This is a genomic window from Pontibacillus sp. ABV4_188, from assembly GCF_056311905.1.
The window spans coordinates 3,488,681-3,509,636 of sequence record NZ_CM149975.1; the positions used below are offsets into that span (position 1 = coordinate 3,488,681).

The 20,956-nt window shown below is 43.8% G+C and carries 17 protein-coding genes; 12 read left to right on the top strand and 5 right to left on the bottom strand.

All coding sequences use genetic code 11. The features are described from left to right. Positions 1-6: 6 nt before the first annotated feature. On the bottom strand, positions 7-996 hold the full coding sequence (locus ACYX4O_RS17765) for an ABC transporter ATP-binding protein (RefSeq protein ID WP_476352748.1): 990 nt from the start codon (positions 994-996) through the stop codon (positions 7-9). Then, a complete protein-coding gene (locus tag ACYX4O_RS17770; RefSeq protein ID WP_476352750.1) occupies positions 993-1,985 on the bottom strand; it encodes an ABC transporter ATP-binding protein in 993 nt (330 codons plus the stop codon). The genes ACYX4O_RS17765 and ACYX4O_RS17770 overlap by 4 nt, the downstream gene beginning before the upstream one ends. Positions 1,986-2,353: 368 nt before the next feature. Between ACYX4O_RS17770 and ACYX4O_RS17775 the strand changes: the two genes are divergently transcribed. Then, complete coding sequence (locus ACYX4O_RS17775) at positions 2,354-5,629, top strand: DEAD/DEAH box helicase (RefSeq protein WP_476352752.1); 3,276 nt, start codon at positions 2,354-2,356, stop codon at positions 5,627-5,629. Positions 5,630-5,850: 221 nt separating this feature from the next. Here the strand turns inward: ACYX4O_RS17775 and ACYX4O_RS17780 are convergent, their stop codons facing one another. Beyond that, complete coding sequence (locus tag ACYX4O_RS17780) at positions 5,851-7,197, bottom strand: DUF2252 domain-containing protein (RefSeq protein WP_476352754.1); 1,347 nt, start codon at positions 7,195-7,197, stop codon at positions 5,851-5,853. A gap of 122 nt (positions 7,198-7,319) precedes the next feature. Then, complete coding sequence (locus ACYX4O_RS17785; RefSeq protein WP_476352756.1) at positions 7,320-7,865, bottom strand: transposase; 546 nt, start codon at positions 7,863-7,865, stop codon at positions 7,320-7,322. A 342-nt stretch (positions 7,866-8,207) separates the two neighbouring features. On the opposite strand from ACYX4O_RS17785, the gene ACYX4O_RS17790 reads away from it, so the two are divergent. From ACYX4O_RS17790 to ACYX4O_RS17800, 3 genes are all read left to right on the top strand, one after another. Continuing rightward, a complete protein-coding gene (locus tag ACYX4O_RS17790) occupies positions 8,208-8,771 on the top strand; it encodes a DeoR family transcriptional regulator (RefSeq protein ID WP_476352758.1) in 564 nt (187 codons plus the stop codon). Positions 8,772-8,807: 36 nt separating this feature from the next. After that, the gene (locus ACYX4O_RS17795) at positions 8,808-9,641 is read left to right on the top strand and encodes a FixH family protein (RefSeq protein WP_476352760.1); all 834 of its coding nucleotides are present in this window, start codon (positions 8,808-8,810) and stop codon (positions 9,639-9,641) included. Between the two features lie 269 nt (positions 9,642-9,910). After that, positions 9,911-10,960 carry an SEC-C metal-binding domain-containing protein gene (locus tag ACYX4O_RS17800; RefSeq protein ID WP_476352762.1) on the top strand — a complete coding sequence of 350 codons (1,050 nt, stop codon included), beginning with the start codon at positions 9,911-9,913 and terminating at the stop codon, positions 10,958-10,960. A 96-nt stretch (positions 10,961-11,056) separates the two neighbouring features. Here the strand turns inward: ACYX4O_RS17800 and ACYX4O_RS17805 are convergent, their stop codons facing one another. Continuing rightward, positions 11,057-11,905: a fumarylacetoacetate hydrolase family protein gene (locus tag ACYX4O_RS17805; protein ID WP_476352764.1), complete on the bottom strand. Its 849-nt coding sequence runs from the start codon at positions 11,903-11,905 to the stop codon at positions 11,057-11,059. Positions 11,906-12,154: 249 nt separating this feature from the next. Here ACYX4O_RS17805 and ACYX4O_RS17810 point away from each other — a divergent pair, with 249 nt between their 5' ends. From ACYX4O_RS17810 to ACYX4O_RS17845, 8 genes are all read left to right on the top strand, one after another. Beyond that, complete coding sequence (locus ACYX4O_RS17810) at positions 12,155-13,117, top strand: bile acid:sodium symporter family protein (protein ID WP_476352766.1); 963 nt, start codon at positions 12,155-12,157, stop codon at positions 13,115-13,117. 273 nt (positions 13,118-13,390) lie between these two features. Further along, positions 13,391-14,215: a M55 family metallopeptidase gene (locus ACYX4O_RS17815; RefSeq protein WP_476352768.1), complete on the top strand. Its 825-nt coding sequence runs from the start codon at positions 13,391-13,393 to the stop codon at positions 14,213-14,215. A gap of 13 nt (positions 14,216-14,228) precedes the next feature. Beyond that, positions 14,229-15,161 carry an ABC transporter permease gene (locus ACYX4O_RS17820; protein WP_476352770.1) on the top strand — a complete coding sequence of 311 codons (933 nt, stop codon included), beginning with the start codon at positions 14,229-14,231 and terminating at the stop codon, positions 15,159-15,161. Position 15,162: 1 nt separating this feature from the next. Then, complete coding sequence (locus ACYX4O_RS17825; protein WP_476352772.1) at positions 15,163-16,131, top strand: ABC transporter permease; 969 nt, start codon at positions 15,163-15,165, stop codon at positions 16,129-16,131. Positions 16,132-16,137: 6 nt separating this feature from the next. Beyond that, positions 16,138-17,130 (top strand): ABC transporter ATP-binding protein, encoded by a 993-nt coding sequence (locus ACYX4O_RS17830; protein ID WP_476352774.1) that lies wholly within the window; start codon positions 16,138-16,140, stop codon positions 17,128-17,130. Between the two features lie 21 nt (positions 17,131-17,151). Next, entirely contained in the window at positions 17,152-18,816 is a 1,665-nt protein-coding gene (locus ACYX4O_RS17835) for a peptide ABC transporter substrate-binding protein (RefSeq protein ID WP_476352776.1), read from the top strand. A 90-nt stretch (positions 18,817-18,906) separates the two neighbouring features. Next, positions 18,907-19,824, top strand: a complete 918-nt coding sequence (locus ACYX4O_RS17840; protein ID WP_476352777.1) for a S66 peptidase family protein — start codon at positions 18,907-18,909, stop codon at positions 19,822-19,824. 21 nt (positions 19,825-19,845) lie between these two features. Beyond that, positions 19,846-20,940, top strand: a complete 1,095-nt coding sequence (locus tag ACYX4O_RS17845; RefSeq protein WP_476352779.1) for a mandelate racemase/muconate lactonizing enzyme family protein — start codon at positions 19,846-19,848, stop codon at positions 20,938-20,940. Positions 20,941-20,956: the final 16 nt, after the last annotated feature.

Genomic DNA, 20,956 nt, shown 5'->3' on the forward strand with positions numbered 1-20,956 from the left:
TCAGCCTTAAACAGGCTCTTCCACAACTTCTTTCACCAAATGACAAGCAGCTTGGTGATCCCCTGCTGCAACTGGTTTCAAATCTGGATCCTTCACCCGACACTGCTCTTCTGCGAACGGACAGCGTGTATGGAATTTGCACCCTTCTGGCGGATTAGAGGGGCTAGGTAGATCCCCTTCTAGCATAATGCGCTCTTTCTTCTTATGAGGATTCGCCTCTGGTATTGCTGATAATAGGGCTTGTGTATAAGGATGTTTCGGATTTGTATACAGCTCGTCCACTTCCCCAACCTCAACAATTTCACCAAGATACATCACAGCGACACGGTCACTAATGTGATGCACGACACTTAAATCGTGAGCGATAAATATGTAGGTTAAGTCAAATTCTTTCTGTAGATCTTCCATTAAATTAACTACTTGTGCTTGAATAGACACATCAAGTGCTGAGACAGGTTCATCACATATAATGAGCTCCGGGTTCACCGTCAATGCCCTCGCAATCCCGATACGCTGCCTTTGTCCACCGCTAAACTGGTGTGGATAACGATGTTTATGGTAAGAACTGAGTCCAACTTTATTAAGGAAATACTCCACCTTTTCGCTACGCTCTTTTTTCGGAATGTTAAAAGCCTTCATGGGCTCTTCAATAATTTGTTCAACCGTCATGCGCGGATTGAGCGATGCATATGGATCTTGGAAAATAATTTGGATATCCTGACGAAGCCTACGGAGTTTCTCCCCCTTGAGCTTGGATATATCCTGGCCCTTGTACAACACTTCTCCCTCTGAAGGGTTGATGAGATTAAGAATGGAGCGACCTGTCGTTGATTTTCCACAGCCACTTTCTCCAACAAGACCGAGCGTTTCACCCTTACGCACTTTAAAAGAAACACCGTCTACGGCCTTTACTGCACCAACTTTACGAGGGATGATGCCGCCCCCTTTGATGGGGAAGTGCTTTTTTAAATTGTTAACTTCCAAAAGTGTTGTCATGACGTCACCACCTTTTCTTTCTCTTCATATAACAAGCAGCGTACATGGTGGTTATCGGATTCTTCAAGAAGCGCTGGGTCGACCTCGAGGCATTGATCCATGGCGTGTTTGCAACGAGGTGCGAAACTACACCCCTTAGGTAATGCTCTTAGATCCGGTGGAAGTCCTTGGATCGGTTCGAGCCGGACTTTTTCTTTTACAATCTTCGGAATCGATCCGATTAATCCCCATGTATAAGGGTGCTTAGGATGATCAAACAGTTCATGAACGTGGGCAAACTCAACCGGCTTGCCGGCGTACATCACCATTACTCGCTCACACACCTCAGCCACTACGCCTAGGTCATGAGTAATCATAATAATCGCCATTCCTAGTTCCTTTTGCAGTCGCTGAAGCAACTCTAAGATTTGAGCCTGAATCGTTACGTCAAGCGCTGTCGTTGGCTCGTCCGCAATTAAAACTTCAGGGTCACACGATAACGCAAGAGCAATCATGACCCGTTGTCTCATTCCGCCACTAAACTCGTGTGGATAACTTTTTAACCGGCTTCTAGGAGAAGGAATTCCCACAAGCTCCAGAAGCTCTACTGCCCGATCGACCGCTTGTTTTTTCGAAACGTTTCGGTGAGCCCGTATCGTTTCAACCATCTGCTTCTCAACTGTGAAAACGGGATTCAGTGAAGTCATCGGATCCTGAAACACCATCGAAATGCGGTCTCCTCTGATCGCTCGCATTTCCTTATTAGACTTTGAGAGGAGACTCTCTCCCTTGAACATAATGTCACCTTTGGCGATCTTCCCTGGGTCTTTAATGAGACGCATAATGGACATGGCGGTAATACTCTTACCAGATCCAGACTCCCCAACAATACCGAGTGTCTCTCCAGGTCTGATGTCAAAACTCACACCATCCACAGCCTTAACAACGCCGGACTTTGTATGAAATTGTGTATGCAAATTGCTAACCGAAAGTATAGGTTCCTGTTCCATCGCAATCCCTCCTATTCGGAAAAGGAAAAATTCAGTTAATTCAGAAAGTATTGAAAACTTATGTTGCTTATTATAGCGAACAATCATCACTATTCGACCTTTTTCTCATATTTCTCAAAAATAAAAGGACAAAATCATGACACGTTACCACACTAAACAACCAAAGCGTGCCAGACACCCTTTAGCGCTTTATAGCATTGACGGGTGTCTGGCACGCTTTATTTCTGCACAGCATTGATGGGTGTCTGGCACCGTTTATTGCTTTACTGTACAAAAGGAAGGAGAGGAGTTTTGTGTTGGGGGTGGGTTGTGCGGTACAATGGCAGTATTGTATTAGTACGTTCATGGTTAGAAAGGGAGTCTTTTTGATGATTGATATTACATCGACGGAAGTGTTGGAACTAAGCGGTTGGTTAACCTATCAGCGTGGTGCGAATTATTATCAGGATGGATTGGTGAAGTATATCAATCGTTATGTAGGAACGGACCCAAATCGCACCTTCATTCATGCGACTGTAGAAGGTAGCCGTATAGAGGATTATGAAGTTCATCTTACGTTTTCCACTCAATATGGGAATTACGAGCGCGGTCGTTGTACTTGTCCGGCCTATGCAGATGGGCAGGCAATGTGTAAACATATGGTCGCAGCTTTGCTTGAGACAATCGATCGTTACACGAATAACACCACCGTGTGGAACAAGCAGAATGATTCTCTCACAGACCGTGGTATTTTTGCCCAGCCATCTGCAACAGACACGACGAAGCAGCTGAACCTTGCTTCATCCTTTGTCGATGAACTCATGGACTATATGGCGAACGAAGAGGACGAAGCTGGTCTGTTCCAGTCTGCTAAAGAGCCTCTCTACTTGCAATTTGAGCTTGAGAATATCGCTTCCCGCTTCGCACAGCGAGACAGCGTTGAGCTTTCCATGAAAGCAGGAACCTCAAGACTTTACGTCGTCAAAGACCTGGCTGAGTTCATTGATGCATGGTACGAACAAGAACCCCTTTACTTTACACAATATTATACGTACGATCCGGAACAGCAGATTATGGCCCCTGAGGATGCGGCCGTTTTAGAGAAGCTTTATCCTCTAGTAAAAAGCCAGCAAATCTACTCAGAAAATGATTTCTACCGTTCAAGCAGCTCAAAGAAAACAATCCGAATTCCAGATCAATTTCTGACAGAGCTACTGAGCCTTTTTGAGAACTGTGACTCCGTTGTGCTGAAGCATCATAAATCAGAGATTCCATTTAAAGTTGCGCACAATACATTTCCTGAAAGCTTTCTCTTATCAAAAGAAGGCGATTATTTCTCCCTATCCATTGCGGATAATGGATTCTTAGCGCAACCGATCGGAACGGCTCCATACCTATATAAAGATGAGCTCGTATATAAGATTAGCGAATCCTTACGGCCAACGGTTCTTCCGCTTTTCCACCATTTACGAGAACAAAGCTCCAATCGCCAGCTTTTTGACAGAGAGCATATTGAGCAACTAGCAGGAACGGTGTTCCCTATTTTGGAAGCACATAATCTCTTCCAGGTGGACAACGGAATAACGAGTCAAATCAAACGCTATGACCTGGCACCTGTGATGTATCTAAATGAGCAGGACGGCAGCTTGCGGGCGGATCTTGAGTTCCATTATGGTGATGAAACGATCAACCCATTTACAGGCGGTCGAGAGGAATCCGAACAACTTCTGTCCCGTAATATGAAAAAAGAACGGCAGATTATGAACCTAATCGAGCAAGCGAATTTCCATTGGAATGGGTCCGTTCTTTCCTTAAGTGGCAGTCAAAACCTGGGGCGCTTTTTCTACCGCATCTTACCTGAGTTAGAAAAACGCGCAGACGTGTACAAGGCACCTGAAGTCGATGAGATGTACAGTAGCCTCCCTGAAGAGGTACCCGTTTCTCTCGATGTTGATGAGAACTACGGCTGGTTCGAAGTTCGTTTTCCAACAGACGACTTAACCGATGATGATATACAGCAGTTATTTCATTCATTGAAGGCAAAAGAAGATTATCACCAGCTTAGTAACGGGAAGATCTTATCGCTTGAGGATGATGCATGGGATAACACTCGTAGTCTTTTCGAAGATCTGGATCTCGATGGGAATGACATTCACGATGGCGTGATGCATTTACCAAAATATCGTGCACTCCAGGTGGACACATCAACAGGTGTGAAACAAAGTGAAGCGTTCCAAAAATTAATTGAGACCGTGAAAAGTCCGGAAACGTTAAATGAAACGCCACCAGACAAGTTACAGGCGAACCTTCGTGATTATCAGCTACGAGGCTTCCAATGGCTTCGTGCCTTATCCCGACATGGTTTCGGTGGTGTGCTGGCTGATGAAATGGGGCTTGGGAAGACGCTTCAAGGTCTAGCGTATATCGTAGCCGGCCGGGAAGAGCGCCCTGACGCTCATCCATTCCTTGTTGTCGCTCCCGCTTCTCTCATTTATAACTGGGAACAAGAGGCGAAGAAGTTTACACCAGACCTGAACATCCGTGTAGTGGCAGGCTCTAAGCAGGAGCGTAATGGCATTATTGAGGACTTGAGCGGTGTGGATTTGATTATTACATCGTACTCGATGATTCGTCGGGATGTGGAGCAGTACAAGCCGTATTACTTTCAAGGGATGCTTCTTGATGAGGCTCAATCATTCAAGAACCACACGTCCTTAACGTATAAAGCGATCCAAGGGGTTCGAGCAGAAACGGCCTTTGCCCTTACAGGTACGCCTGTTGAGAACCGTGCTGAGGAACTATGGTCCCTCTTCTCTGTCGTCATGCCTGGGTTGTTGTATGACCGAAAAACATTTAAAAACCTTCATCAAGGTATGGTACAGAAGAAGATCACGCCATTTGTGCTACGACGAACGAAGAAGGAAGTCCTTAAAGAACTTCCAGACAAGATTCAAACGGTCCGCTATACAGAGTTAACAAAAGAACAACGCCAACTTTATGTCGGGTATCTGAACGAGGTGCAGCGTCAGACGAAGTCCCAGCTGCAAGGCGAAGGCTTCCAAGCCAATCGCATGCAAATCTTAAGCAACTTAACACGCTTGCGCCAGATTTGCTGTCACCCGTCCTTATTTATGGAAAACTACCAAGGAGACTCTGGGAAGCTTGAAGAGCTACGAACGTTCATTCAAGAAGCGCACGCCAACGGCCAACGAATGCTCATTTTCTCTCAGTTCACATCGATGCTTGGCTTAATTGCTAAAGTGGTGGAGGAAGAGAATCTCACCTACTTTTACCTAGACGGCTCAACACCATCACAAGATCGTGTGAAAATGGCCACCCGCTTTAACGAAGGGGAACACGATGTGTTTCTTATCTCGCTAAAAGCAGGAGGAACCGGTTTAAATCTTACCGGCGCAGATACAGTTGTCCTCTACGACTTATGGTGGAACCCAGCTGTTGAGCAACAAGCAGCAGACCGCGCCCACCGCATAGGGCAGAAAAAGTCCGTCCAAGTCGTCAAAATGATCGCTCAAGGGACAATCGAAGAGAAAATCCAGTCCCTACAAGAGAAAAAACAAGACCTATTTGATACGCTGATCCAGTCCGGAGAAGGCAACCTCACCGCCCTATCCGAAGACGACATCCGCGAAATCCTATCCATCTAAGCACCAGCACTTCAGCGCTCTAAAGCAATGCTTGGTGTCTGGCACCCTTTAGTGCTCTAAAGCAATGCATGGTGTCTGGCACCCTTCAGTGCTCTAAAGCAATGCATGGTGCCTGGCACCCTTCAGTGCTCTAAAGCAATGCATGGTGCCTGGCACCCTTCATTACGGTGCATTAGAAAAGGCCTGCCGCTCTCAATAATGAGTGCGACAGGCCTTTTGTTTTATTTTTTATAGAAGTATTCGTCTAACCATTCTTTGAAGTATTCAAAGTCATCGTAGACACGGTTTTTGTAAAACTCAGACCAAATGTTGAGTTCTTTAGCAAAGCCATCAAAATCTTCACCGATTGCGTTCATGATAGCTTTTTCACTGTGATAATCTAAAAATCCATGCTCGAGATCCGTATCTGCTCGAGCGTGAATTTTTGCTGAAATTTTACCCATTGTTTTAACCGTTCTCTTTACTTCTTTATGCTCTTGTAAGTGCTTCTCCTTCAAATCTTTCTCATAAGGGGAGCGCTCACGCACATAAAAGTCCCGGTTTTGCATCGTAAAGTAACCTAAATAAGGGTCAGACATGTGATGCATCGCTTGTTGGGTTGTAATGACCCGCTTCCCTTGCTGTTTATTGGATTGCCAGAAATCCTCGTCATAAGGGAAGAAATATGCTGGAATCGGCGCACGCGCTTCTTTTGCCTCTAAAATAATGTCATCATGATGCTCATCATCATGATGGCCTTCAATCAAAATATAGAAACGCTTCAATCCAGTTGAGCCAATGCCTGCGCCCTTCTTCTTCACGATATCTTTAATCTCATAGTGTTCATTACTCTGAAAGCTCTCTTCTGCCAAACTCTCCAAGTACATATTCCATATCTTCACAATTTCTTTATATTCATTATTAGAAACAGAATCGAGTTTCGTTTTTTCTCGGTCGAAAACACGATTTCCCTCAGCATCAAATGTTGTCTGTTTATCTAATTCATGCGTAGCCTGTCGCTCCTCAAGCTTCTTTAGAGCCTTCTTGATCGGCCCTTTCGTATGATCTACAGTGAAACGAGTCGTAACAGGATCTTCATCCCCTTTTACGAACTTATTCATCTGTTTGTAATAAGCTTTCAAGTATTTTTCCACGAAATCATCTTGAGAATCCTTGTCGAAGCCTTGCTGTTCAGCAAACAACCGGATACTGACCACCATGCGTAATACATCGTAGAGGTAGGAGCCAAGGTACCCTTCGTCAAAATCATCTACATCAAAAACTATTTCACCGCTCTCATTTTGGAAAGCACTAAAATTGTCAAAATGAAGGTCCCCCATAATCCACGTAGGCTTATCATCAGGCGTGTGATAGCTAAACGGAATGTTTGTTACATCATAGTAAAACAAGTACGCACTACCTCTGAAAAAGCTATAAGGATCCTGCTTCATCTTGTTATACTTCGCCTTACGATCCGTTTTACTCAAATTCATTAAGTAGCCATCAAACTGCTCCAAAATCGTATGCAACGTCTGCTTGCGTAAATATTTTTTTGTATCTTTAATACGTTCATCAGAATGTTGAACCATACCTCTACCTCCTTTTTTACCTATTGTGTTTCATTCCCCTCCCCCCATAAACCAAAACTAGGCAAAAGCTGGGGAATTTTCCACTGCTACGCACTAAAGGGTGTCTGGCACGCTTTACTATACTAAAGGGTTTTGGATGACTTGTGTGTTACATACTGATGATAAGTCAAATGCGGGGTTTGGAAATACTTTAGCGTTTTAGAAGTGTTAATTTGATAGGGGTTATGATGCGTGATGTAAGCATTATAGCTGCTCCATCGGTAGTCTTCAGGGGAACTTACGAGGTTCGCCTCTACAGGATTTCTATGGATGTAGCGGCTGCAGAAGAGGAAGTAAAAGATTGAGTCGATAAACTCTGCTCCGTACCTTCCTTGAAATAAATGACCACTTACGTCATGCCGATCATTAAAATAACGGGCATATCTACTTTGGATCGACTGCATGATCACACCAGGCGGAACATCTATTAGCTCAACCAAAAGATGAACATGATTGCTCATTAAACAGTAGGCATATAAGTGAAACGGATACGACTCCTTCGCCACCGCCACATAGCGCATATATTGGTTAAGGTCACGCTCATCCCTGAATACCTTCTGCTTTCGATTCCCCCTAGCCGTTATATGATACATCGCCCCAGGGTGCCACGTTCGATTATTACGTCCCATACTCTCACCTCCCTTCTATTCACACCTAACTACATTAACCAACCAAACACAAAAATCCTTCCTCTACGTAAAAAAAACACAAACACTTTATGATACTAAAAGACTGAAGCGTGCCAGACACCCTTTGTTACGGCACTGAACTAAAGGGTGTCTGGCACGCTCTGTTACTGCATTGCGCTAAAGGGTGTCTGGCACGCTTCATTGCTTTACAAGGTCACAGCAGCAGATGTGATAACTTTGTTAAACATCATCATTTTGTCACAATTTTTATCATTAGGTAGGTTGTAATTCATTTCTTATATGACTATGATTTAACGTAGATGCTAAAGAAGGAGGATGGCTATGCTACCTGTTGATCGACTGAAGAAAATTCAAGAGTGGTTAGAAAAAGAAGAATCACTCAGGGTTAGCGATATGAGCACGAGGCTTGGAGTTTCTGAGATGACGATTTACCGTGACTTGAAGCCTTTACTTGATCGCAAAGAGGTTGTGAAAACTTCAAATGGTTTCGCACTAGCTCCTCCGTTGTCATCCCATACAGACACCAATTACTGCTCGTTCTGTCACAAACATAACGGTCAACAACAATCCGTACAACTCTTCATGAAAAATCGACCAATGGAAAAAACGTGCTGTATGCATTGCGGGCTTTTAAGATATGAACATGCGCAAGACGAGGTAACACAAATACTCTGCAAAGATACTTTGCTTCAGACTACAATTAGTGCCATTAAGGCTACATACATTGTGGATTCCGAGTTACCCTTGCGATGTTGCCAACCTCAGGTATTGCCATTTGAAACAAAGGAACATGCTTTTAAATTCCAAAAAGGATTTGGAGGCAAACTGTGTTCATTTGATGAAGCACTGCAAATGATACACGTCAAAATGGGCAGTTGCCATTAAGCCTATCTTATAACTATTTTAAGGAGATGTATTTATATGAGAAAACGACATTTTGGACTTATTTTCCTTACGTTCTCCATCTTGCTTCTTGCAGCATGCGGGGGCGAAAGCAACGGGGACAACGATACCCAATCTTCCACTGAAGAAGAAGAAATTAAGATGCTAAACGTAGATCTAACCACAGATCCAACAAGTGAAAACGTAGAACCAGGAGAGCCGTTCACCATTCAAGCTGCCGTTACCTACGGTGATGAAGAAGTAAACGACGCCGAAGAAGTTCGCTTTGAATTCTGGAAAAAAGGCGAAGAACACGAAGAAGTTGATGCCGAGTTCACCGAAAACGGAAACTATGTCTTGGAGAAAACGGTAGAAGAACCAGGAGTATACTACGTCATTTCACACGTCACCGCTCGCGGTATGCATAACATGCCTCAGAAAGAAATTGTTGTAGGTGATGTAAATCCAGATGAAACAGAAGAAAATGCTGAGGGAGAAGATTCCCATGCAGAGTCTGAAGAAGGGCATGATCATGACGAAAGCGAAGAATCAGACGGCCATGAGCATAGTCACGGTCATGGAACAAATGTCATGGCCCACATCATGCTTCCTCAAACAGTAAAAGCAGGCGAAGAAGTAACCATCAAAGGTCATTTGCAGCAAGACGAAGCGCCATTTGAAGGTGCCGAAGTGCAGTTTGAGATTTGGAAAAAAGACAGCGAGAAACACAATTATGTTGATGCTACTGAGCCAAAAGACGGGGAATACCATGTCTCCTATACATTCGATGAAGCCAGTACTTATCACGTCAAGCTTCACTACAAAAAAGACGATCTGCACGACCACAAAGAAAAAACCATCAACGTCCAATAACACAGAAAAGGCAAGCCTCAAGAAGGCTTGCCTTTTCAATTTCTGCAATAACTTTACCACACCATCAGACTAAAGGGTGTCTGGCACACTCTGTTCCTTCACAGCACTAAATGGTGCCAGACACCCTTCAATTCTACAACACGCTAAAGCATTTATGACTACATTTGGTACTATAGTACGCGAAAGGGGTGACAGAAGGGGTTTACATCTTTTATAATAGTGTTTTGGTATGACGGAAATATAGGAAATATTCATCGGAGGTATACATCATGAAAATTAATCGAAATGACCCATGTACATGTGGCAGCGGTAAAAAATATAAAAAATGTTGCGGGAAAGAAAATGCAAATGAGCTAAATGCAAACTTAATTCGCCAAGAATTGAATACCGTTCAAAATCAAATCATGCAGTTTTCTGTAGATCGGTTCTCTAAAGAATTACAGATTTTAATGGCTGACTTCCAGGCTGAAATGGATGATGTAGAGGACTTGAAAGAAACCCTTACGAACCTTTACTTATCTTGGGTAATGATCTACTCCCCTATCAAGGAAGAGAAAACAGCCCTTCAGTGGTATGTAGAGAAAAACGGGAATAAACTAAAGCGCCAGAAGACACGTGAGCTATTAAGCACGTGGGGGCAGAATCCACCTTCTGTATTCAAAGTGGGAGAGCCTGTTTCAAGTGAAGTAACTACAGTAACAGACGTGTTCACAAACGAAACCTATAGCGTTTTATTCGAAGAAGACAGTACTCCTGATGAGGACAGCCTTGTATTAGGCCTTCCGATCTTAACGGGTGATTACTATGAATTCTTCCTTGTTACGTTTATTGTACAGCCTCAGCTTGAAGATAAATTCATGTCAGAAGTGGATGTAGAAACATTTAAGGCTAACCCTGAAGCACTGAAAGAATCCTTCCCGGAAGTGATTAAACTAACTGCAGGTTTATATAATACAGTGGACGCATCAGAACGTATTAGCTGGCAAGATGAAAAGCAAAAAGAAGTTCTTGATCTATTCTTGAAGTCAGAAGGTATGAAAGAAATTACTGAAGAGGAAGAAGAAACAGCAACATTCTTCTGGTATCTATACTGCAAACGACAAGAACCAACAATCCGTAAACCAGAAATCTATGCAGGCGCACTTGAGTATACATTGCGTTCTCACCTAAATGAATGGACGCCTATTTCTCAAAAAGACGCAGCTGCTCAATATGGCACATCCGGTACGAGCATCTCCTCGAAATACCGCGATATGACAACCGCTCTATCCGACGTGATCGACGAAGCACACGAAACCCTACAAGAAGCAGCACAATAAGACTTTACAGTGATAAAGAGTGCCTGGCACCCTTTATCACTGTAAAGAACCACATGGTGTCTGGCACCCTTTATTCCACTAAAGGGTGCCATTTTTTTATCTAACTTGGTTTTCCAACGTTCCAATTCCTTCAATGCTTATAGTCATTGTGTCACCGGACTTTAGGAATTGTGGTGGGTTCATCCCTTTCCCCACCCCACTCGGCGTTCCAGTGGCAATGATATCCCCTGGCTCTAAAGTCATGCCAGCTGAAATAATTTCAATGAGCTCAGCGATCGAGAAGATCATATCCTTTGTGTTTCCATCTTGACGAATTTCTTCATTTATATAGGTTTTTATAGATAAATGATGCGGATCTTCTATATCTTGGGCCGCTACAATCACAGGTCCAAATGGAGCTGAAGTATCAAGGGATTTCCCTTTAAAGAACTGTTTATGCTTCTTCTGAAGATCCCTAGCTGTTAAATCGTTTACGATTGAGTAACCAAATATGTAATCTTTCGCCTCTTCTTGGGCAATGTCACGTCCTCGCTTGCCAATGATGACAGCTAACTCTCCCTCATAATCAAGCTGGCTTGTAACCTCCTCATGCGCCTCTACATTTTCACTAGATCCTATCACTGACGTAGCTGGTTTCGTAAATAAAATAGGATCCGATGGTATAGAGCCAGGGTCTTGCTGCGTCATTTCGAGCGCATGTTCCTTATAATTCTTCCCTACGCAAATAATATTTTTTGGTGGTAGATAAGGCGCCTTTACTTGTACATCCTCTTTTCCCACGCTCACCCAATCTGATACCTCTTCCCTACCAATTTTAGCCGCAGAGCGAATAACATCTAATAAGCTAGGGTATTTCTCTGTCCATTCACTAGAAAAATAGACTTGCCCATCAATTTCAACGCCCCACCTAACGAAACCATCTAACTCAAACGTAACAAACTTCATCAGAATCCCTTCCTTTGTATAAGATTTCACTTATTCTATCATTTCTTCCCTCATTGAAGGTAGTCTTTATCACTTCACCGCACTAGATGGTGCCAGGCACCCGTTACTGCTCTAAAGCACTAAACGGTGCCTGGCACCCTTTACTCTGATAAATGACAAAATTTTAAGAAAAGAATGAATAAAAGGTTCCGAATTTAAGGCAGTCGGTGTAGAATTCCCTTATTATCAATTTGTGAGGAGTGAAACAGAATGAAGATGCTAGAGAAAATCAGTAGTTTTATGGGGAGTTCTTTTGCCATTTGGGTTCTATTATTCGCGGTCTTATCATTTATTTTCCCTGGAGGCTTTACTTGGATCGCTCCTTACATAGTACCGCTTCTCGGAATTATTATGTTCGGCATGGGGCTAACGCTTTCGAAGTCCGACTTCGCCGAAGTGTTTAAGAGGCCTAAAGATGTAGCAGCTGGTGTGGTTGCTCAATTTACCATCATGCCGTTACTTGCCTTTGCACTAGCAATGTTACTTCCTGTTTCTCCAGAAGTAGCTGCAGGGGTAATCCTTGTTGGATGTTGCCCTGGTGGGACATCCTCAAACGTCATGACTTATTTATCAAAAGGGGACACTGCTCTATCTGTGGCGATTACAGCTGTCTCTACTTTATTAGCACCACTATTAACTCCTGTCCTTGTCTTATTATTCGCAAGCCAGTGGCTCCCAGTATCAGCAGGCTCTTTATTCCTATCCATCGCAAAAATCGTCATCGTGCCAATTGTTCTTGGTCTTATCGTAAAAACCGCGCTAGGTAAAAAGAGCGAAGCTGGCATTAAAACAATGCCTATCGTATCAGTCGTTGCTATTGTTGCGATTGTAGCAGCAGTTGTAAGTGTGAATCAGGAAAAAATAGCCGAAACAGGAGCGCTGATCTTCGCGATTGTCGTTCTACACAACGTACTCGGTTACGGTGTAGGTTACGGAATTGCCAGGCTGATGGGCATGGATCCATCTAAACAACGCGCTGTGTCTATCGAAGTTGGTATGCAAAATTCAGGCCTAGGTGCCTCACTAGCAGCTGCGCACTTCAGCCCTCTTGCCGCAGTACCAAGCGCCATCTTTAGCGTATGGCACAACATCTCAGGACCTATTATCGCTACCCTTTACCGAAAGCAAAAAGAAAAAAGCGACACCAAACAAAACCTAACAAAACCCGCATAACCAAAGCGCCCTCTCCCCCAAAGGAGTGGGCGCTTTCATCTATCACTGCACCACAGCGTGCCAGGCACCCTGCAACTCTGTACCGCACTGAAGGGTGTCTGGCACCCTGCACCACTCTAAAGCACTGCCGCGTGCCTGGCACCCTTCACTCCTTTAAATCATAAAAATATTCCCATTCTAGGTGTTTGCTTGCCTTTTTTGCTAAATATTGATAAAATTATACGAAAATTTATAAAATTCTTAATGCTAGATTACTAGAGGGGGATTACACCTATGAAGCTCTACCTATCAGTGGATATGGAAGGAATCACAGGTTTGCCGAATATTACTTACATAGACTCGGCAAAGCATAATTATGAGCGCGGACGAAGAATTATGACCGAAGAGACAAATTACGTCATTCAGTCAGCGTTCAACAAGAATGCAAAAGAAGTACTCGTTAATGACAGTCACTCCAAAATGGACAACCTTCTCATTGAAGAACTGCACCCTGAGGCCCAGCTTATCACAGGAGACGTAAAACCGTTCTCGATGATGCAAGGTCTTGATGAGTCCTATGAAGGTGCCATGTTTGTAGGTTACCACGCCAGAGCTGCGCAAAAAGGGGTAATGTCTCATTCCATGATCTTTGGAGTACGTAATTTCTACATAAACGATGTTGCCGTAGGCGAACTTGGGCTGAACGCATATCTAGCAGGCTATTACGGCGTTCCCGTTCTCATGGTAGCGGGCGATGACCAGGCCGCTCAGGAAGCAGAGGCTCTTATTCCAAACATAACAACTGCTCCAGTGAAAGAAACGATCTCACGCTCTTCTGTAAAGAGCCTAACACCTAAAAAAGCAGGCGAGCTCCTTCAACAAAAGACAGCTGAAGCACTTCAAAACCGTCACAACGTAGAACCACTCGTTCCACCTAAGCAACCTATATTACGAATTGAGTTCACCAACTACGGAGAAGCTGAGTGGGCGAATTTAATGCCTGGTACAGAACTTGAACCAGATTCAACGACCGTGAAGTTTCAAGCGAAAGACATGCTTGAAGCCTATCAAGCTATGCTTGTCATGACAGAACTTGCGATGCAAACCAAATTCCGTTAGGAGGAAAATAACTATGCTCAAGTACATTGTGAAACGTTTTTTCCTCATGATTCTAACGATTTTTATCATCGCAACCTTAACTTTCTTTCTCATGAACGCCATACCAGGATCACCATTTAATGAAGAGAAAACGAGCAATGCAGTGGTTCAACAAAACTTAGAGAAACACTTCAACCTAGACAAACCTCTCCCAGTTCAATATGTACTCTACCTTAAATCCATCATTACTTTTGATTTCGGACCATCTATTAAACAACCAACTGAAACGGTAAACTCCTTGCTTGGGCGAGGGTTCCCCATATCTGCCGAACTCGGAATATGGACCATCCTTGTAGCACTCATATCAGGAATCACTTTAGGCGTCATTGCTGCACTGCGGCATAACAAATTAATTGATTATACCGCTATGACCATAGCAGTCCTCGGGATTTCCATACCGAACTTTGTATTAGCAACGCTTGTAATCCAGGTCATTGCAGTAGACTTTAAGCTGCTACCAGCTGCCACCTGGAATAGTCCACAGCATATGATTTTGCCTATTATCGCGCTCGCAACAGGACCGATGGCCATCATTGCAAGGCTAACCCGTTCAAGTATGCTCGAAACATTGACTCAAGACTACATAAAAACAGCACGAGCCAAAGGATTATCTCCATTTAAAATTGTCGTCAAGCATGCGCTTCGAAATGCGCTAATGCCTGTCGTAACAATTCTTGGAACCTTACTCGCCGGGATCTTAACAGGGACATTCGTTATTGAAAAAATCTTCGCTATCCCTGGCATGGGGAAATATTTCGTCCAGGGCATCAATCAGCGCGACTATCCTGTCATCATGGGTACAACCGTCTTTTACAGTACATTTCTTGTGATGATGTTATTCCTAGTCGATATCATGTACGGCGTGCTAGACCCACGTATCAAATTGCATAAAAAAGGAGGAGAATAGGGTGCTCACAGAATCGAAAGAAACCAAAGACCAACAAACACCCTCCACCTCGTCGGAAATTCCAGATGAATGGTTCAAACCGAAAGAGAAAGATGACCAGAGCGCTGAGACCGTGGTCCGCCCTTCACTTTCCTATTGGCAAGACGCATGGCGACGCCTGAGGGGAAACACGCTCGCTATGGCAGGACTTGTTTTTCTAATAATACTTGGCCTTATGGCGATTTTTGGGCCGATTTTATCCCCTTACACAGTAAGTCAGGGGAATTTACCAGAACAAAATCTTCCCCCATCCGCTGATCACTGGTTCGGAACCGATAACCTGGGTCGCGACGTATTTACAAGAACATGGTACGGGGCACGCATTTCCTTATTTGTAGGCCTTATGGCTGCTATCATAGACTTCTTTATTGGAGTTACATACGGAGGAATCGCCGGCTACAAAGGCGGGCGCACGGACAACGTAATGATGCGTATCATTGAAATCTTGTACGGCCTCCCTTACCTACTCGTTGTCATTTTACTACTAGTCGTATTAGGCCCAAGTTTATTTACCATCATTGTCGCCCTAACCGTAACAGGATGGGTCGGAATGGCCCGAATTGTCCGAGGACAAGTACTACAAATCAAACAAAATGAATTCGTACTCGCCTCGCAATCGTTTGGAACAAAGACGAGCCGTATTATCCGAAAAAACTTACTCCCTAATACGATGGGACCAATCATTGTTCAAATGACCCTTACCGTTCCAACAGCCATTTTCGCAGAAGCCTTCCTTAGTTTCTTAGGCCTTGGTATTCAGTCCCCATTCGCAAGTTGGGGTGTTATGGCAAACGATGCATTAGGGGTAATTTTATCAGGAGATTGGTGGCGACTTTTCTTCCCAGCATTCTTTATTTCAGCCACAATGTTTGCGTTCAACGTACTAGGTGACGGATTACAGGACGCACTCGATCCGAAGTTAAGGAGGTAACCTCAAGTGGAAAAAATACTCGATATCAAAGACCTCCACGTTTCGTTTACGACCTATGGAGGTGAAGTCCAAGCCGTTCGCGGTGTCAACTTGGACCTTCATAAAGGCGAAACACTCGCCATCGTTGGAGAATCAGGGTGCGGGAAAAGCGTAACGGCTAGCAGCATCATGAAGCTCATTCCTTCCCCACCCGGGAAAATCACAAAAGGATCGATTCACTTTAAGGATCAGGACCTGACCAAGATGTCCAATAAAGACATCAGAAAAATTCGCGGCGTAGACATCTCGATGATTTTCCAAGACCCTATGACCGCCCTTAACCCAACCCTAACAGTCGGGGATCAGCTCACTGAAGGACTAAAGCAACACAAAAAAATCTCTTCAAATGATGCGAACGAACAAGCTATTGAGATGCTGAATTTAGTTGGCATTCCAAACCCTAAAGAACGAATGAAGCAACACCCGCACCAATTTAGTGGTGGTATGAGGCAACGTATTGTGATTGCCATGGCGCTAATTTGTGAGCCAGAGCTATTAATTGCAGACGAACCGACTACAGCTCTCGATGTTACGATCCAGGCCCAAATCCTCCAGCTTTTTAATAAAATTCAGGAACAAACGGGCGTTTCCATTATATTAATTACCCATGACCTTGGGGTTGTTGCCAAAATCGCTGACCGAATCGCCGTTATGTATGCTGGTAAAGTCATTGAAGTCGGTACCAGAAGAGAAATCTTTTATAATCCGCAGCATCCCTATACAAAAGGATTATTAAACTCAGTACCTCGTCTTGATCAGCGCGGTGATCAATTGATTCCAATCAACGGTACACCACCAGACCTATTCTCGCCCCCAAAAGGGTGTCCTTTTACAGCACGGTGTCCAAAAGCCATGGAAGTGTGTGAAAACGTGTACCCCGTTCATACGAAGCTTAGCGAGACGCAAGAAGTGGATTGCTGGCTTCAGGATGAACGAGCAAAAAAATATATAGCTACATAAAATTCGAAAGGGGAAATTAGTATGAAGAAATGGTTGATGCTTCTTCTCACGGTTCTATTTGCTTTTACACTGGCTGCTTGTACAGCAACAGACAGCTCTGGTGATGGAGACAGTGACGAGACAGAAACAGAAAGCGAAGACAACAGCAGTGAAACAAATGAGGAAGCAAGCGGCGATGACGTAACAACGCTCAATTTAAACAACGGACAGAACCCAACATCCCTTGATCCTCCAAAAGGTTTCGACTCTGCTTCTTGGAACGTATTAAACAACTTAATGGAAGGTCTTACTCGTCTTGGTAAAGATCACACCCCAGAGGCTGCAACAGCTGAGGACTGGAAGGTTTCTGAAGACGGTACGGTTTACACGTTCATGATTCGCGACAACGCGAAATGGTCCAATGGTGACGATGTTACTGCAGGTGATTTCGTGTTTGCTTGGAAACGCCTTCTAGACCCTGAAACAGCCTCTCCAGCAGCCTTCCTTGGTTACTTCATTAAAGGTGGCGAAGCATTTAACAAAGGAGAAGGTTCAAAAGAAGACGTTATGGTTGAAGCTGTGAGTGAAAAGGAATTAAAAGTTACGCTTGAAGCGCCAACTGGTTTCTTTACTCATGTGATTTCAAACCCAGCCTTCTTCCCAATTAATGAAAGTGTTGCTACAGAAAATCCTGAGTGGTTTGCTGAAGCTGACACGTTCGTAGGAAACGGTCCATTCAACCTTGCTGAATACAATAAAGATAAAGACATGCTCCTTAAGAAAAACGAAAACTACTGGGATGCTGAAACCGTTACTCTAGACCAAGTTCACTTCGCTATGGTTGACGACACGAATACAGAATACCAGCTATATGAAAGTGGTGACCTTGATGTTTCTGAGATTCCATCAGAAATGTCTGAGCAATTAATTGATAGCGACGCGGTTTCTATTACAGAACAAGCTGGTACGTACTTCTATCGCTTTAACGTAACAGAAGAACCGTTCCAGAACGAAAAAATCCGTAAAGCATTCGCTCTTGCTGTAGACCAGAAGGAAATTGTTGAATATGTCACGAAGAATAAAGAGCAACCAGCTTATGGCTTCGTATCTTACGGATTCCAAGACCCGTCTGGTAACGACTTCCGTGAACAGAACGGAAACATGCTTGAAACAGATCCAGAAAAAGCAAAACAGCTACTAGAAGAAGGTATGAAAGAAGAAGGCTATGATGAGCTTCCTGAAGTTACCCTTACGTATAACACTAGTGAATCACATAAAGCGATCGCTGAGGCGCTTCAACAAAAGTTCAAGACGGCTCTAGATGTAGAAATTGGCCTTGAAAATACAGAGTGGAATGTGTTCCTTCAAGACCAGAAAGACTTGAAGCACCAACTATCTCGCAGTTCATTCCTAGCAGACTACGGTGACCCGATTAACTTCTTGGAAAGCTTCACATCTGACTCTGTTATGAACCGTACAGGCTGGTCTAATGATCAGTATGACCAGACGATTGCAGACGCTAAATCCGAATCAAACGACGAGAAGCGATTTGAACTTATGTATGAAGCTGAGAAAATTTTGTTTGAAGAAATGCCGATCTTCCCGGTTCACTTCTATAACCACGTGTTCCTTAACAAAGACAACGTATCAGATATTATCCGCCACCCAGTTGGTTATTTAGAACTGAAGTGGGCTTCTAAAGAATAACGCACATAAACATGAATATACTTGGATCGAAAAGAGGCTCCCATTCCGGGCAAGCCTCTTTTCACCCTACATAAGGAAGGAAGAACGCTCGTGCTTATACCGAAACGCTTGAAAAAGGGCGACACCATTGGAGTCATCGCACCAGCCAGCCCTCCGAACTTAGACAATATGAATAAAGCAATCCCCTTTTTCGAACAAAAAGGGCTAAACGTCAAGATAGGACCAAACGTATCCCGTACATACGGACATTTAGCGGGTACAGACGAAGAACGTTTAAAAGATCTGCATGATTTCTTTCAAGACCCAAACATTGATGGCATTATCTGTGCAGGCGGAGGGTACGGAACAGCCCGTATTGCAGATTACATTGATTATGATTTAATACAAAACAATCCAAAGATTTTTTGGGGATATAGTGATATTACATTTTTACATACAGCCATCAGGCAACAAACCGGGCTCACAACGTTCCACGGCCCCATGCTTGGATCTGACATTGGTAAGGATACCTTCGACGACCAATCAAGAGCGATGTTCGATCAACTTTTCTCTCCTCAAACCCTTAACTACGACGAATCCTTCTCCCCTTTACATATCATTTCAAAAGGAGAAGCATCAGGCGAAGTCGTCGGCGGTAACCTTTCTTTACTCGTTACCTCCATCGGGACTTCGTTTGAGATTGACACAAAAGGGAAACTGTTACTTATCGAGGATATTGGTGAAGAGCCGTACCGTATTGACTCTTTTTTAAACCAATTAAGACAGGCAGGAAAATTTGAAGATGCTGCCGGAGTCATTGTAGGGGATTTTTCAGAATCAGACCCGAAGAAAGAAGCCTCCCTCTCCTTAGATGAAGTGTTGCATTTTTATTTTGCTAATCTAAACAAACCTGTTCTATCAGGATTTAAAATCGGACACTGCCTCCCCCATTTTGCAATCCCTCTTGGGACAAAGGGGACCCTGTCTGCTCGGAATAAGACCCTTACTATTAAACCAGGTGTGTACTAACACTTCGAGAGGATGAACAACGTGCAGATCAAATCGATAGAAACGTATCCTGTTGCTGAACCACTGAAGAAGCCGTTTAAGACTGCCCTTCGAACAGTAACGGTTGCAGAAAGTATATACGTGAAAGTAACGTGCGATAATGGAATCATCGGGTGGGGGGAAGCACCACCAACGCATGTTATTACGGGCGAGAGTATCGCAAGCATTGATTATGCCATTAGTCATATTATAAAACCTTTACTTCTTGAGAAATCACTCCTGAACAGAGAAGCGCTATTCGAATCCCTTGCTCATTCTATGGTTGGCAATACGAGTGCAAAAGCCGCTGTTGATATGGCGCTCTATGACTGCTTCGCTCAAGTTTGTGGACTCCCCCTTTATCAGTTGCTCGGTGGATACAAATCAGAACTTGAGACAGACTATACAGTTAGCGTGAATGACCCGGAGGAAATGGCTGCTGATGCCACGCAATATATTCAAGATGGCTTTAACGTTCTAAAGGTTAAAGTGGGCAAAGATGAAATTGAAAAAGATATCGAGCGTATCAGAAAGATTCGAGACAAGATCGGTCATGAACCAACCATTCGCCTTGATGCCAATCAAGGATGGACGGTTAAAGAAGCGATTTATGCGATTCAGCGAATGGAAGAGTTAGACTTAAGAATAGAGCTTGTTGAGCAGCCTGTAAAAGCACACGATATCGAAGGGCTAAAAAAAGTAACTGATGGGACTCAAACACCCATCATGGCTGATGAGAGCGTATTCTCCCCTCATCAGGCAAAACAAGTGCTAGAGACGAGAAGCGCTGATCTTATTAATATAAAACTCATGAAATCAGGCGGCATTCACCAGGCCATGCAGATAAACAAACTAGCAGAAAGTTACGGCGTTCCTTGTATGGTTGGTAGCATGATTGAAACGAAGATTGGCATTACAGCTGCAGCTCATTTTGCTGCGAGCCAAAAGAATGTTCATTTCGTAGACTTTGATGCGCCACTCATGCTTTTGAACGATTCAATCGAAGGCGGCGTAACGTATAACGGTCGTCATATAACATTTTCAGAAGGCGCTGGTCTTGGCATCACATCCGTACCCCTTGATCAAGTTCTTTCCTAACCCCAGAAGGAGGCAA